7 protein-coding genes are annotated in these 17163 nt (G+C 45.7%); 2 read left to right on the top strand and 5 right to left on the bottom strand.

What is annotated here, in order from left to right; all coding sequences use genetic code 11:
- Nucleotides 1–37: 37 nt before the first annotated feature.
- From DES40_RS02300 to DES40_RS02285, 4 genes are all read right to left on the bottom strand, one after another.
- The gene (locus DES40_RS02300) at nt 38–4648 is read right to left on the bottom strand and encodes an Ig-like domain-containing protein (protein WP_147405834.1); all 4611 of its coding nucleotides are present in this window, start codon (nt 4646–4648) and stop codon (nt 38–40) included.
- Nucleotides 4649–5068: 420 nt separating this feature from the next.
- Complete coding sequence (locus DES40_RS02295) at nt 5069–5773, bottom strand: helix-turn-helix transcriptional regulator (RefSeq protein WP_121098952.1); 705 nt, start codon at nt 5771–5773, stop codon at nt 5069–5071.
- A 181-nt stretch (nt 5774–5954) separates the two neighbouring features.
- Nucleotides 5955–6692 carry a helix-turn-helix transcriptional regulator gene (locus DES40_RS13465; protein WP_121098951.1) on the bottom strand — a complete coding sequence of 246 codons (738 nt, stop codon included), beginning with the start codon at nt 6690–6692 and terminating at the stop codon, nt 5955–5957.
- A 233-nt stretch (nt 6693–6925) separates the two neighbouring features.
- Entirely contained in the window at nt 6926–7381 is a 456-nt protein-coding gene (locus DES40_RS02285) for a MarR family winged helix-turn-helix transcriptional regulator (protein ID WP_147405833.1), read from the bottom strand.
- Nucleotides 7382–7891: 510 nt separating this feature from the next.
- Between DES40_RS02285 and DES40_RS02280 the strand changes: the two genes are divergently transcribed.
- A complete protein-coding gene (locus DES40_RS02280; protein WP_170144843.1) occupies nt 7892–8857 on the top strand; it encodes an AraC family transcriptional regulator in 966 nt (321 codons plus the stop codon).
- A 1-nt stretch (nt 8858) separates the two neighbouring features.
- Complete coding sequence (locus tag DES40_RS02275; protein WP_121098948.1) at nt 8859–10976, top strand: hypothetical protein; 2118 nt, start codon at nt 8859–8861, stop codon at nt 10974–10976.
- A 38-nt stretch (nt 10977–11014) separates the two neighbouring features.
- On the opposite strand, the gene DES40_RS02270 is transcribed toward DES40_RS02275, so the two are convergent.
- On the bottom strand, nt 11015–17056 hold the full coding sequence (locus DES40_RS02270; RefSeq protein ID WP_121098947.1) for a DUF11 domain-containing protein: 6042 nt from the start codon (nt 17054–17056) through the stop codon (nt 11015–11017).
- Nucleotides 17057–17163 lie beyond the last annotated feature (107 nt).

Raw genomic sequence — 17163 nt, 5'->3', positions numbered from 1 at the left:
TGTAAGTATAGAGAGACGGCCCCTTCTTCAACCGATGTTAGTCCGCGAGTTTAACGGCAAATTGAACGCTCGCCGTTTCTCCGCTTTGCAGCGTTCCAGAGTAAGGGAAGTTAATCAAGCCTCGGCTGCCGCCAGCAGGCAATGAAGGGACACCCGGCGTAAGCGCAGCATTGGTGACATAGGCCGCAGAACTATCAAGATAGGTTGTATAATGGGGAATACTATCCTTTACGATAGGGTCAGAAATATCCCCAAGACCGGGGTTTAACATGGTGATACGATATATCACACACTCTCCCGGCGACGCAGACACTGTTTCACTAAAGGTTCCGGCATCACTTTCGCCGTTACAGTCAGCATCCAATGACATTTGCTTTGTACCTGACAAGGCCCCAAGGCCACTTGCCAATATCCTTGTCGTATCTTGCACAGTCAGGGACGTTTCATTCGTTCCCCCCGGGTCAATGACGAGGGTTACATCGGCGACATCGATGGATCCCTCTAGGGCCCCGCAATCAATTTGCGCGATGACATAGACGAAATAATCCCCTGCCGCGGGTAGCGTCGTCAATGTAGTCAGCCTTTCACTATCCTCTGCTCCGTCACCATCTAGGTCTAGATAGACATCAAAATCCCAACCCAAACTTGAGCTAACGCTCGCTATTGCCGAGAGTCCGACATCATCGGCCGCTATTGATAGGTTATGTTTATATTCAACCCGAGTACACGCTGCGACCACAGAGTTCTGATCAGGCTGAAAGCGGGTTACACCTCTGTCAATTTGCGTCACGACCGTATCGGCTGTCGGAGTTGGCAATTCATCAGAGACGCCCTGCCCCGTATTCGTAATCGAGCCAGCAGCCACATCGGCTTCTGTGACAGTATAAGTTCCGATTAAAGTACAGGTGCGATCGGCAATAACAGAGGCGCAAACCTTACTATTCGGTGTGGTTAAGCTGTCCGTGATAGTCAGATTGTTAAGCGTCGTTTTCCCCGTATTCGTCGCGGTAATCATATAGGTGAGCGTATCCCCTAATGAAATTGTTCCACTTCCATCCTCGTCTGAATTCGTAGGCTGAGATTTTGAAACACTCATGGCCGGATCAGCCCCAGGAGGGACAACAACCGTCTTATTGATAATTGCACTGGCTGTTATAGATGTCGCCGTAGCCTCGTTATAAATTAGGCCCGCACTCTCATCAGCAGCCGTGACCTTATAGGTGCCTTCAAGAACACAAGGGTTAGAAAATATAAGTGTCCCGCAATATGTTGAACTAGGCGTCAGCATGTTATCTTGAACCGTAACCCCGAGGATATTCAAGACCCCGCCATTATTAGCCGTAATTCTATAGGTCAGCGTATCACCGACGGAAACCGTTCCTGAATTATCGGCATCATCATTCGCCGTAAACTCCTTGGTCATATAGAGATAATAGAGCGGCGCAGAAATGATTGAGAGAGTGACGGTCGCCCTGTCCGTCCCCCCTGCGACATTTGAAATTTCATATTCGAAACTATCAGTCCCTGTAAAATTTGTATCTGGCGTGTAAGAAAATGTCCCGTCGGAATTCAAAACAACAGAACCATTACTTGGTGAAGACACCAAGGTTGTGTTGACGATTAAAGGATATCCATTGGGGTCATAATCCGTGCCATTTCCATTATCTATCAATACGTCACCATTTCTGACTCTGTTACGAATACCTTCAACCGTGTCGTCATATGCCACCGGGGCAATCACAGGTGTGATAGAAATAGAATCTTGGTCATCTTCTGACGCGACTTGGTTATTCGGCGTAGAGTCATTATCAATAGCCGGAGAGTAGTAAATTTCGGCGGAATTCGTAATCGTTGCTACGCCGCTGACGATGGCAACAATGTCTAAGGAAACCGAGCTATTCGCAGCAACGCTACCCACATCCCACTCCCCTGATACAGGGTCATAGTTCACAGGCGAGCCCACCGTTCCGCCCGAACTGTCCGAAACGTAAGTCAATCCTTCTGGCAGGACATCCCGCACGATAACCTCTATAGCCGTGTCACCGCCGCTCGCCTCTTCATTTGTTACAGTTATTGTAAATGTAACATCTGACCCAGTTCCCGGCGTCGTTGTATTGGCTGTCTTGCTGAGGGAGAGATCCGCCGTGGGAGGCGGCAATACAGTGAGCGTGACAACGGCCGTTGCGGTTTGGTTCTCTTGATCTGCAACTTCATATGTAAAACTATCGACACCTGAAAAGCCGGGGTTTGGTGTATAAACAAAGCTACCATCTGCATTTAAAACGACGGAGCCACTACCGGGCCCTATGACGGGGCTTGTATTCACCGTTAACGGCGTGCCTTCAGGATCAAAATCGGCCCCTAAACCATTATCATCTAATACATTGCCAATAGAATCCTGATCTTGGAAAGCGCTCATGACATCATTATACGCCACAGGCGGAAAAGTAGGGACGAGCGCCAGCGCACAGGCCATACCGTCATTGCCGCCATTTGGACCAGCATTGCCCGCTAATATTGTTGTCGGCGTCGAAGAGGTTTCCCAATCATCGCTGTAATAGATATTCCCAGAGGCATTATTAAACATGAAAATACGTTCGCCGCTGCCGCCCCAAATAGCGCCAAAGGCCCCTGACTGGCCAACCATATCGCCGATATAGCTTTTATCGTCATAGGTGAGACTATCCAAATCAAGCACACGTATGATGCTGCCTTCAACACCGACAAGACTTCCCTCTAGCCCCGTATCGCGATGTACGAAATCTCCGCCCAATGCGGGGGAGCTTGCCATAACCAAACGCGAAACACCTGTCGTAACATTGACAGCCCAAAGGTTTGAACCTTCCCGATACACCAATTCATTTCGGCGGTTCATATCTCCTCGATAAGATATATGACCAAGATCTTTTAAGAGTTGCTGCGTTCCATCGCTGTTTATACGGACAAGCTGATTAGTCGCCGTTCCTCCTACACCAACGCCATAGATATAATTATCAATAATATTATATCCCGCTGCATTATAGTTGGGTTGTGACGACCCAATCGGGGAATAGCTCGTCGTCACAGGGTCTAGTACATTCAGAGCCCCTGACAGCACTTGATAAAAATTCGTGTTACAAAGAAAAGCTGGCCCTGTTGGCAGAGGGGTCGCGGTTAAGGCAATCGCTGGCGTGATAATGACGGTATCATCATCATCTTCGGGCAGTAAAATTTGAGGGCCATTAGCGGGGGTTGAGTCGGGGTCATCATTATCAGAAGCCCAAACCTCTGCTGTGGTGGTTATAGTAGATATACCCGACCCTGTTGCCGTGACGACAAGCTCTAGGATTTCGGTTGCATTAACCGCAATATTGCCGACATTCCACAACCCCGTGACAGGGTTATAATCAACATATTCTCCTGGTGCGCCTCCAGAACTGTCAGACGCATAAGTATGGTTTGTATCCAGTGGCAGGCTGATGACTACACCCGTTGCGTCATCATCGCCCGAGTTTGTCACTTCGACTGTATAGGTCACTTGCGTACCAGAAAGCGGAACCAAAGTGTCCGCCCATAAAAAGAGAGATAGATCAGATTCAGGGTCTCTAACTGTAATTTGCACTTGCTCCGAAGTCGTCAATTGCTGTCCAGAACTAAAATGTGTATCCGTACCCTCAACCGTGATAGTGCCTGATAAAGTCGTCGTGCCGAGAGGCGTTGACGCATCCCCCGCTGTAAAGGTTCGGACTGCAGACTTCACCGTCTGTGTCCCGCCAAGCTTTTTTGTATAAGCTCCCGAGAGTTCCGTCAGGTCTTGCCCGTGATTATTGACCTCTGACAATAAGGTAAAATTTTGCGTCGCTTCATTTGACGCCACATAACAAACGTGAATTTCGTCTCCGACAAAGAATGTGGCGTTATCTAATTTATCTGTGCAGGTTTCATCAGAACTCACCCACATATCATAGGTCACAGAGGCGAAATCCATATTAACGCAGACTTCCTCTAGAGTCCCGAAGTCTTGATTATAGGCATCGACCATTCTCAAATTCCAAGCCCCGCCCGCAGGGTCGTCGCCTATGAAATTTGATAGCAAATTTGAACTTAACCCCTCTGAATTATAGGTCTTTGCAGTCCCCTGTAGGGCTGGAGAGTCCCCAACGTCTGGAAAATTTGGCAAATATGGACGAGGATAATTTCCTTCTGTCGAACGATTATTTGTACCCACACAATAATTGCCTTGATCTCGGACTGAAAGGTCTGTCCCTGGATCATTATCAGAAAATGAAATGTCAAAATCGGCGCGACTACAATTAGAGGCCCCCTCCCCATAACGGCCATCCCCTAGCCTAAAGAGAATGACTTCAGTATTATCGGGACTAATCATCGAGGCCGCCAAATCACCCGCATATTGGTGTTTTCCTCGAATACTGACATCATCCAAGTTTAACACATTCGTCCACACATCACCGGTTTCAAATGTGAACGGTGTATCCGTGCTACCATTATCATTAATGTCCCAAGCCGTATCACCGGCTGGGTCTTGCGCTTGGCAATATTGATAAGCTGAGGCAGGCGTCGATATAGCAAGGCAGGCAAGTGCTGGATACACAGCCTTATGTAATAGGTTTTTATTTTGAAATATGGGCTTAGCTGCAAAGAAACTCATGAATCGTGTAATTCTTTGAATACAGGATTGAGACACAGGGTAAGACTCCACTAAACGAGGCTGCGCCCAAATATTCGATGCATCCTCTTTTTCATTACAGGGCCTTCGCTCCGCAACTAAATTGGCCACTTTCGGGTCGCCTTAAGGTCTATAAGAATGACCTGCGCTTGTTCAGTAAGCGAGGGGGCGCAAAGCGCAGGTCATATTATAGACCGATCGCGCTCCTTGCTGTGAGACTAATTGAACGCAATCGGTACATTATACATACAGCCAGTGCATCCCTGTCACAATTCACCACATCATCTAGTCGAATGGGGGTACCTCATATAGGTGACAAAAACGCAAGACTTTCAATAAAAAGAAAACCGCCTAAGACTAAACTTAGGCGGCTTATATCAAGCGTCGAAATATGGTTATATTTTAGAGCTTTAGCAAACCATTACTAATGCCATAGAGGCTGGCCGAGGTACGATCCGCCGTATTGGTTTTCAGAAAAATTCGGCGAGTATAAGTGCTGACGGTGTGGGTCGAAATATCCAAACAAATAGCAATTTCATTGTTAGTTTTTCCCAAAGCCATCCATGATAAAATTTCAATTTCGCGGGGGGTTAATTTTGGCATGTCCATGTTGTTTTCAATTAATATCTTGCAGTAGGTTTGATGCGCGCTCTGGCACAGCCACTTGACTTTACGCAGGTCAAAATTTTCGCATTCTGTTTGATGTGAAGGCAAAACTATAGAGAAACACCCATTTCGTCCCCCGGGTCCATGCACAGGCAATGTCACCCCAGAAACGGATTGCGTAGAAATTACTTCGCCTTGGTCACTCAATCGATCGACTGTGCAGCAGTTCTTCCAATGTTGAACTTTTTCCATTGATCGTGCGCTATCGCGAAAGTTTGATGTAAAGTAATCATGTACCAAATCACACAGTTGGCTTGGTGCTTCACCTATGGATTTCTTGACAAAAAACTGATCGTAATAATCGATAGCCCCCGGTGCCGGCAGATGGTGATACACATAAGCTGGGACAGATTGTGCCCCCATATAGTCTGCGACAAAATTCCAAAGACCTGCCGCGTCATGCGTTTCGTTGATTTTATCTAATGCGCCATATAAATTCATTTCCGCCCCATACCGATAAAATTACCAGCTTTCGTTTTACTCACAAAACAATTGGTACTTGAAATTTCAATTAAAAAAAGGGCGCGATTGACGTATATCATGGCATTTTGAGCCAAGTTACCACCCAAGGTTAACGATAACTTTATCAAAATGCTTGACTTTTCAATGAAACCTCAGAAGCCTACAATTCTATTAATCCATTATTAAGACCCGCCAAAGCGACAGTTGTGCGGTCTGAAATTCCCATCTTCAGGAATATTCGTCTCATATAAGTATTTACGGTATGGGGTGAGATTTCTAAAATTTGCGCAATGACACCATTGCTTTTACCGCGGGCAACCCACGTCAGTATTTCGACTTCTCTATCCGTCAATTTCGGTAGACTTCCATTCTTGTCGATCTGAATTTTACAGAATTTTTGGTGGGCATTTTGGCAAGCCCATTCGATAACGCGCAATTCGGGACAATCTTCAGCGGACACACCTGCCCCTAAAACGACAGAGAAACATCCGTTGCGACCACCGGGCCCATGAACAGGGAACGTCACCCCTTGGATAACTTTGCTCGGGAAAGGTAATTTTGCGTCGATCATTTTATCTTCGCCAAGAGCCTTAGCCTCTTGGGGGGTAAGAGACCAGAATTGATGATCATTTAAATCCCGCCCGCCCTTTCTGATATTTTTCTCAAAATATTGGTGCAAAATATCTTCGCGAATATCATCACCTGTCGCATTTAGACTGACAGTGCGTCTGAAGTTTTGAGAGTAATCAACAGCTCCTGGCGGTGGTAAATGATGATAAGCGACAACCGAGACGTTACATAATTTGAGAATTGAATATAATGTAGACCACAAATCCGCATCCGTGGCGGTTTGGTGCAATCCCTCGATAGATTCAATTAATTGTTTTTGAGCAACCACAGCAAAACTCCCTTTATTGAGCTCTGCACCAGATAGTCAAACGCGAGATATCACGATATTATGTGCCATGACGCGCGGTACAGAACCACAAATTCAATACACCCAATAAAGGCGTACACATAAGTCTCACAATTACAGGTTAGTACTGAAAAAGAAACTCTGCAACAAGTTTTTCTTTAAGGAAAGGTTAATGCACTCAATGACTTAGGGAAGAAAACAGAGCCAAAAATTGATTATGAAAGGTCAGAAGATAGACCAGATATATTATCCTGCAGCTTCATTAAAACTGAAAGAGCCGTCTGAATATCAGCTTCTGGTGTAGACTTTAGGGCTTTTGCTAAAAACAATTCTCGCTTTAGCAAAAGCTCAGAATTTAAAGCCTCGCCCTCTTTTGTCAGCTTATAACTGCCCAAAGAAGCGATATTAGAATTCTTCGTTGATTTCAGTAATCCCATTTCAAAAAGAGTATTTACGGCACGCTCAGCCTGTTTAATTGAGAGGTTAGCATAAGCGGAAAGTTCATGCAGAGTCAGTGACTGTTTCGACCAGTTGGCGACTAAAATATAATACGCATCACTCGTTAATTGCGTATCTTTTAATTTCTTTTTCAGAGCAGATTCTAACACAATATTTAAGGAGCGGACATGGTAGGCCAAATAGGCAGAAAAATCTGATGATTTCTGTTCCATTATTTTGCCTTCAACGAGCCAATTATAATTGCGCTCGGTCGTCCTAGATTTGCCACCGTTTAAAAAATGTGCACCAGAGCTCATTTTCTGGACGCGAAGCAAAATATTATAAATTTTCTCAGTGCCAAAACAAATTGTCCTATAATATTTTCAATTTGGCAACCATAAAATGGTTTTCATCGCCAAGCGCCGTATATTTAATAGCGATTATCTTTGATGAATTAATTCATCATATAATGACCGTAAACCCCTTAGCTAGCTTCACCTATTCTGATTACCACGATAACAGCTAGGATGCCGCGGTAAACTTGTATTACCAAACCCTAGCGAATGAATTTTAAAGAAAAACAACCTAACGCTGATAAATGCTTGATATTTTATAACATCTAATCTAAGATGAAATTGATAAGGATCATCAAGGCTGATTCATTTATGGACACGATATTGAGGGCAGAATCTCCAGGACACTTCTCTCACTTTCTGCTGCAAAAATTTAGAGAAACCCCTAGCGTGTTTGAAAAAATCACGCAAAACACGTCTCTTGATTACGCCTTTATCAACACCCCTCCACGCAAAATAACTGTCGCTGAACAGCGACAAGTTTTGCACAATCTTATCGATTTATATGGCCCAGATTGGTTCGTAAAAAATCCCGATTATTTCATGCGAGAGCAAACAGGCCCTCTTATTGATGCCGTCAGTTCAAGCCAGAATGTTAAAGACGCTATGATGACCATAGCAAAATATGTCCACAAACTCGCGGCTTCAATATTTATCGAAATTTTTGAAACCAAAAGCAAACTTTTACTCTCTTTTGAATTTATCAGCCCTCCGACTGCCCCAAACGCCCCCCCTGAAACTATAGAGAGGCTGAAAATTGAACAACGAACTTATGCCGAAGTCTTTGCTTTAATTATGACGCCTTTGGGGCGGAGTTTCATGGGACCATACTCAAACGAAGCTGAGCTTTGGCTGAAACATCCAGAGCCCAGCTATTCTGACGCCTATGCAAAAACGTTCCTATCCAAAGTAAAGTTTGGTCAAGATTATAACGCTTTTGCCATTCCTAATATTCATCTTGACCGACCCTCCCCTACGTCAGATCCAACGCGATACGCTCAGGCCATTATGGAATTGTCATCCGAAGACATTCCTGCCAACGCGTTTCCACAAAATACAAACACGCTCATTGAAAAAGTAGAGCGTTTTCTACGATCTTACCCGAGTGGCAGACCAACAGTAGATGATGTCAGTGAAGCCTTTCATACCTCTCGCCGCAGCTTAACACGAAAACTGAACCTAGCCGGAACCTCTTTCAGAGACCTCTCTGACACAGCCTTGTTTCATAGATCACAAGAACTAACTCAAACGAGCGATTTATCGCGCGCGGCCATTGCGGAAAAATTAGGGTATAATGATATTACGAGCTATAGCCGCGCCATAAGACGGTGGCGAAAAATGGGTCTTGGCTCTTAACATGCCACTCGCCCAATATTTCAATATTAATCCCAATTCAGACGAAAAATTCGTAGGCCTCCCCGTAGGAACAGAACAAAACTCTGTTGAACATTTTGGTTATAAGCACGGGTTAAAAGCCACACAAATTTTCAAGAGTACGACTTCCAAAGACGGACGTATTTGGTGCCTTATGTCTGTGGGTCTTGCTTGTTATGATGGCGTAATTATCGATACATTCGGATTAAATGGCGAGTTAAAGAACCATGTGCTCCACACTATAGGCGTGGATTATAAAAATCGGTTATGGCTCGGTTCAAATCTAGGCATCGAAGTTCTAGATATAAGTGAGAAAAGCCCTCGCTCTCTCTGTTTTGACGAGGTCGGCCGTATTGAATGCCTCACCATAAATGGTGACAGAGCTCTTTTTGGCGGAACAAATGGTCTATTTGAGAAAATTGGAGATAGCCCCACGCGTTTGTTTGACGACCCTCTTTTAAAGAACGAAGCAATAAAATCCGTTATTCAGCTGAGCAATGGTGTAATATGGGCGATTAGTGCCTCTAAGGGGCTTATCGACATTCCGCAAAATTCACCTGCGCGGCAATCCATCACTCTCCCCAAAACTGTCGGCCAGCCACTAAATTTATATCTGACGCAAAACCACAATATTTTAGTAAGCGGCAAAACAGGTTTCACCTTATTAAACGCACAAGGCTTCCCCTTATTTACGGCCTGCACAGGCGATGTCGTGACGGCCTTATGTCAAATTAGTTCTGCGATATGGGTTGGCTGCAATGGACGTTTGTTGAAATACGAACTTTCAAACTCGGAAGGTACGGCCCCAGAACTCATGGTTTCCGACCTTTATGTAAGATGCATAAATCATGATAAAGATGACAATATTTGGCTCTCAACCGATAATGCAGCGCTTTGCCGCATCAGCCGCTTAAGGCATGTTTATAAAACCAACATCGTGCCAGGGGTAAAAGATGGTTATTGCATTACAGAAACCCCAAAAGGCCCCTTAGTCGGCGGGACATTTGGCTTACGTTTACCAGACGGGAACTTTACGCTTGATGGCATTAAAACATGGGACTGCCTGGTTGATAATTTTGGGAAAATTTGGTCAGCAACACAAAGCGGCCTTTACTGTGTAGTAAACCCACAATTCAACATTCCTTATAAACATGAGTCATCCGAAATTTATGCTTCGCCTTGTCGATGTTTAGCACTCAATAATAACACTCTGTATGTTGGTTCTATTCTCGGCCTCGCCAGAAATACGGCCAGTGGAGCCGAAGAAATTCTTCAGCCAAATGGAGAGCGGCTCGGTTATATTTACTCACTATACAACCACCCCGATGGCAGCCTCTTCATCGCGACGCTCGGCAATGGTTTGTGGCAATTAACCGGTGATATACTCCATCAAATTCATGGTGGCAGTCTGTCTAAAAAAGAGAACGTCTATAGTATAACCTCAAATAATGAGGATACGCTCTTTATCGCTCATGATAATTTCATTTCCGCGAAACCTATCAATCAAGATGCAAAAATAATTGTTGAAACAGATGAGATCGTTGCGGCGTGGAGTTTAAATTTACTCGGCTCCAGCCAATTAATCGCGGGCACATCAAATGGCCTAGTTCTTTACGAAGCTGCAACTGGAAAATTTATTAGAAAATTGGTAGGCGCTTCAAGCCAAACGCCATGGGAGTTTTCAACAAGTCGGTCTGTTTTAGTGCTTGATGACAGCAATATTTTATGCGGCACGACAAATGGCGTGAACTCTATCGACACAAGAAGCTTACCGCCGCCGAGTTTCCAACCCACCGCAAAGTGCAAAAACGTAAAGTGGTACAGCGCAACACCCGAACTGAAAGATGACGTTTACTATGTTCCAACTGGAGATTGGCACCTCGTTGTATCCGTTAGCACACATTGGTATGCAGATGAATCAGAATGCCTCATGCGTATCAAGTTAAATGGATATGAGGATGATTGGTCTGTCTTTCGACAAATCTCAGATATATATTATACATCCCTTCCCAAAGGTTTTTACACCTTGGATGTCCAAATTTATTCTCCATTAGCCGGTCTAGGGCCGGAAAAAACATTAGTGTCCTTTCACGTCGTTTAGCGTTCCTTAAAATTAGCTTATATCAGCCTGCAAACACTCTATTGCAGCCAACCAAACCAGCTCTCGTCAAGCGCTACAGTCACATTCCAGTATAGGCCATGAGCATTATATCCCTTTGGATCAAGGTCACGATCATCAAAGCCTGTAAAATTATACCCAAGCTTAACCCGGACATTATCTTCTGGCTTAAACGCAGCAGCAATCCCAGCAGAAGTCTGAGTAACATCGCCCCAGTCCAAAGTTCTTAAGCCAGCATTCGCTTCAAAATCCCATTTTTCTGAGTGATTATATATCAAGCGCGAGCCAAGTAATTGCGTAGATCCCTTCTGCTCTCCGAAGGACTCCCATTTTGAAGCCGCCCGTCCAGACAAAGTCCAACGACTAGAAAACTCGCGATTAGCGTGAGCTGAAATAAGATGCAAATCACGCGAAGTACCGCGGCCATCTTCCGTCAAAAACTGATAAAGCGCGAACCAATCAGTACTGCGGCTTTCCGACGGGCGGCGTGCTAATCCTGCTGTCACTTTTACCCGTGTCAGATCCTCAGCATCCTTGGATTGGTCATAGGCACCATCCACTTTAATTGCGCCGGTTACGTTCTCATTTAACCTCTGAGCCCAAGCCGCCCGAGCGCCATAATATGTGGAATTTGTAGTATCTCGTAATTCCGCGCGAAGGGTTCTTCTGGCTGTCTCGCTTCTACGGTCCGCAATTGCCGCCGATAATGACCAAGATGTATCAACCTCTTCATCCGTCCCTGTATTTTGGGAATATTCAAATTGCGGCGCCACAGTAATACCGTCTGTGATTTCCCAACTCGATCGCAATCCATATCCGACCTCGCCCGTATGGCCGTCTAGACTATCTGCGACTCTCCATTCTCCATAAGCGGTCGTATTCTTCAAAATTGACGTTTCGGCACCTATCACGACGCGCGACTGTCCATTACGATCATTAAACTCGGTCAAACCATCAACAATCGTGCGATCATCAATTTCGTCAACAAGTGCATAGCTTGCATAAATACGGGTATCTTCGCGAACATTCATGTCACCGCCAATTTTTATTCTCGCATTAGACTCATCCAAATTTTGTTCACCCTCAATAAAAGTAGAGGCTTTACGTCCAAAGATATTCAAACCATGTTCGACACGCAAAACAGCACTTGTCTGAGTAGATATCTCCTGCTCCGTTTTTGACCGAACATATTTCGGCCCAGCGCTAATTGTCCAATTATCGAGACGGGTTTGCATTAAAGCCACAGCGGTCGAACGCGCATTTCCTGTTTCCAATGTTTCAGAATGTGTCGCTTTTGCATTCAGGCTAGTCTTCTTGCCAATAGAACGCGTAAAGTCCGTACGCCCTTCAACTCGGCCAGCTAAAATCGGGGCATCTGCATTTTCAAAGTCATCTTCTGCGAATGCACCCTCAGCCTTAAGTTCACCGCCTAAGACACTGGTTTCTATACCAAATCTAGCTGAATTACCGTTTGACTTTGTATCATCAATCAGTGTGGTTTCCATATGACCTACTTCGGCCCAAATACGGGTTTTTTCAGTTCTAACTTCTGCGCCCACAGAGGCTGTCAGGCGATTATCAACGATTTCGCCTTCTTCATCATAATTCAAGCCAGCCCAAACACGGCTAGACTCTGTTTCATGATTTAACCGAACACCCGCCGTCAAAGCCTCTTTACCATCGCCTAGCGTTTCATAACGAGCGCGCAGATAGACAGGGTTTCCAAATTCATCAAATGATGGCAATGGCGCCGTCAAAGACAATCGCCCTGTTTCATCATCAATCCGGTAGTCTTGATACAACCCCAAAACCGTTTCCGAAACAAACAGCCCTGGCACATCCTTGTCTCGGACTTCTATGGTCAAGGTTTCAGAGTGCCGAACAATCGGCGCATCTGGCAATTGATAGTCCAAAGCCGTACCTCGCCCTCGAAGACGGACAACACGAACCTGTTCCGATGTTTCTGCAGCAAAAACCTGTCCAACCCAATTCTCGTCTTTGGCGCGCGCATTAAATCCTGTCAAAGATCGGCGTGTCCGCGTCAATGACTCTTCGTTCTGAATATCTGTACGGAAATCACCCCACATTGCAGAGAGGCCGCCTTTGTTCACCCGCACATAGACTTTCGAGCGCGACTGGGCTTCGAAACCTTTTTCACTCGCATCACCATAAATAGGATAATAGGCCTCTGGGTTAATGTCCCGAAACAAACCTTCATCTTCTCTCTTTTGGCTATCATAAGCAAAGGTAAGCAAAGCATCACCTTTAATACGACCCTTTAAAAACAAAGAAGTCCGCCCATCTACGTCATGCTCTGTTGGGAATTCATCAGCTAATGCAGGTTCAGCAAGACCAGACAGGCTATATTTCTTGCCTGACAACTCAACTAAACCAACAGCCATTAAATCTCGCATAGGTTCAACAAAGGAAAGGGTCTGTTCTGTTTTAAGCTCGCCGCCATTGCTCGCCGTTACGCGATATTCGCCGGCCTTCTTTGGTCCTTTCAACGAAAGCCGTTTTACGCCGTTAACGACGCGCACCTGATGCCCTGGTGTCTTGGGCTGCACATCAGGCTCAAGAATAAGGGATTCCACACGCTCACCAAAAGCATCCATAGACAAAGTAACAAAATGCGTTCCCATTGCGGGCGTACCCTTCGCATCAAGAATATGTACTTCTACAGAGGTCATCGCATCTCCACCAGAAAAGGCCGGTGTGTCAGGCGTTATAATCTCTAATCTCTCAGGTTTTCCTGGTTTAAGCACTGACATTTTCGCCAGTACCCGCGTATTCCCAAAAAAGTCCTTGCCGCGCACTTCGATTTCATGGTGGCCCGCTTCTAAATTCAAACCATACCAAGCCACGAGTTGTGACTTAGCGGACTTATTTTCAATGAGCGTGCCTAAATTGCTTTTATCAACGGCTTCGCCATCAATATACAATGTCGGCGAAATACCCTTTCGCGTGGCAACAATAAACTTACCATCACGGCTAATAACATCATCAAGGCCTTCTTCGGCTTGTGGCCAGAACCACTTACCTGACTTTCCATCCTCTACAGTCAATGTCTTGGCCAGCGCTTCGGGAGTCATCTGCGCAGGTGTTTCAACATCATCAATTGGGGCGCGGGCTGTTTCCGCCTGAGCTTTCGGCGTAGCGCCTCCGATTGGCGCAGAAGCCCGCGCTCCACGGATAAGGCCCGCAGAAATATCCCCATCAACGCCGGCTTGTTCTCCGCGGCGCGAATTACGATTATCAACAGTTTCGCCGATCAAACCTTCATATGATAAGGCTGCATCCAATATAGCGTTTGGGTCAAGGGTTTCCGCACGCTCCGCAACGAGCGCACTCAGAGCTTCGCGTCCTAAACATGTGCTCACGTCTTTACATTCAAGAGCAAAATTTGCGCGATGAAGCTCACCAGCCGTTAGATCAACAATCCGTGACCAACCCTTTGATACATAACGAGAACCATGAGACTTTGGCGTCAAAAATTCAGGAATAGTAACATTGTCTAGACGAGCAATGTGTGTTCGCGGTTTGATGCCATATAGTGAATAATCGCCCCGCATATCGGTCTCGACCCACGTTCCGTCATCAAACCATATCCGTGCATGAGGTATGCCTAACTCTTCAGCCTCTTTCTCGCCATTACCATTTCGGTCAACATAGACAGAGCCGATAATATAAGCTCTATCGGAAAAGAGGCCTTCATCACGTATGGTGATTGTTGCGGTGGCTTGTTCCGAAACAGAGTCCAACAGACCAGAGGTGCGACCGGAAGCAATCGCTCTATTGGTCGACTCGCCGGGCCGCGCTTCTGGACCAACTCTTAGGTTATATTTGACAATGCCAGTCTCGGATATGCTCATTCGCCCTAAATTGAATTGCAGCAATCCGTTTTGACCACTCACAACGTCAAGAGGCTCACCATTTAATGTGGCCGATCCTGCGACATAGGTGAAGCCGCGAGGCATAACGTCATCCACACGGACATCAAAAAGCACGGCATCATTACGGTTTATGACGCGAAGCTCATATTCAACAAAATCCCCAAATACTGCTGTGTTTTGTGACGCTTGCTTTTGAAGTTGCAATTGCCCTTGCTTTAAATTCGGGTCCAGCGGTATATCAAAACTCGGCTCTTGCTTTGTGAATTCACCCGTAAATGTCCCGTCAGTACGGCTCAGATAACCGTTTAATCCATAGGAGCGGTTATCCACCACGCGCCGCGTCGCAAAAATAGACGGCGCAACCTGAGACGGAAAGGTAAAGTCCTGAGGCGGGGTCACAGAAACAGCATATTGTCCATCCTCTAATCGAGGCACTGTAAATAAACCTGTTTCGTTTGTTACTTGTGGCGGCACCGGGGTTCCGCTCAGACCGTCAATAGCGGGAGAGCCATCAACATTGATGAAGTTTACTTCAGCGCCCGAAACACTTGCCATACTAGCAGAATCAAAAACAACGCCTTGAGGATTTACTGAAGCCTTTGCTGTCAAAGTCGCGCGAATACCTTCGTCAAATATTGACGCGCCAATCACATCACCGACAGCGCTTTTAAGGACGCATTGATCCTCAGTTGTGGGGCCGCAGTCTCCGCCAGCCCCTAACTCAGTAAGGGAGAGACGAAATGGCGTTTCAACACGAAAGAGACCGCTATTCGGTTCTGTTTCCAACACACGCGTATATAACGTATCACCTGTTTTACTGGACTCTATTTTAATACGGATAAATTTGTCATCGTCGCGGCGGTCCGCCAAGGATGAAGATTTATTAAAACTGGAAGAACGAACCTGCAAATATACACCGTCACCAACAACCGTATAGTTCGGGTAGTTCTCTAAGCGATACAGACCTGTATTCTCATAATCAGAGTTTACATCATGTTTTGGCCCGAACTGCACTGTTTTTGTTTGAGAATTTGCCTGCGCCACGGCTCTGCGAATAGCTAAATTTGGTTCTAAAAACTCAATCGTTGCTTCTTCGCCCTCTCCGCTAGCCGCTAGCATATTACAGACAGGATTAGACTCAATATCCGTCTGGCCATCATGATCAAAATCCACAGCGACAACATTTGTCACAACCGTTTCAGGTGTAATATTCTCCGAAGGTTTGACCTTGAATGACAGATTACCCGATTGCCCTGACGTCATGGCACTCTCTGGAATAAAGATGCCAATTGATTCAACAAAATCGCTTTCGATAAAGTTCTCATAAGCGCTGAGGCGTCCAGAACTGGCATCTCTTACAACAATGATTGCACTTGATGGCGCGACTTGACTAACGGCATTTTCCAAAAGGACTGTGTTAGCTGGCACCTCATCTTCGATGATGAAACCTCTCTCAACAGCGCCGTCAATTGTGTATTCAATTACGGATGACTGTAATTTGTTAATGTTCAAAAACCGAAGGTTATATTCGATTGTCTCATTTTCCCCTACGGGTGTGGCGCAATTCGGCATCGCTGATTTTAAAACGCGAAAGGCGGCATCAGACGTTATGCGGGCAACATCCATACGGACCTGCACCAGATTAGGGTCTTGCTGAGAAATGGCGCGAATGGAGCCATAATACCCCTGTCCCGCAACGGCCGTTGTTGGCACCTCGCCAGACAATAATATTGAAATTGCGCTGCCTGGCACAAGGCTAGCCGTTTCGCTTATTTGCGGATCTTCTGGATCAACGGCGCCATTTTGGTTTATATCATGAAATAAACGAACCTCTTGAAGCTGTAGGTTCGATGGAATGGGCATAGCGTCAACAAAATAACGATCTGTCTGATTGCCTGTATTTTCAATAATATGAGAGAAAACAACGGTTTCACCAGCATTTGCCTGTAGTTCAACGTCGTTAAGTAAGGCGAAATTTGGTCTAGGCTTTACGCGTACTGAGGCTATTGTCGATAGGACAGAAAATCCTGAATCGAGTTCATTATCAAAATACGTCGCCGTGGCTTGGTTAAGAATAATAGAGCCTGCTGGCGTTGCAGCAAATGCGTTACAACCCAAAAACGTTCCTATAATAACCCATGCGGACAGAATGGCCTTAAAACCAGACATACATCACCTATCACCTAAAGTCGCTTCTCTGTTGGAAACGATCTATTTATTGCCGCAGCGTCTTAATCGCGCTGTCATGCACCAACCTTCATGCCGCAGCGTCTTAA

Origin of the sequence: Litorimonas taeanensis, from assembly GCF_003634015.1 — a bacterium.
Classification (GTDB): domain Bacteria; phylum Pseudomonadota; class Alphaproteobacteria; order Caulobacterales; family Maricaulaceae; genus Litorimonas; species Litorimonas taeanensis.
Note: the sequence above shows the minus strand (reverse complement) of the source record. Positions and strands in the feature narration are given on the sequence as shown.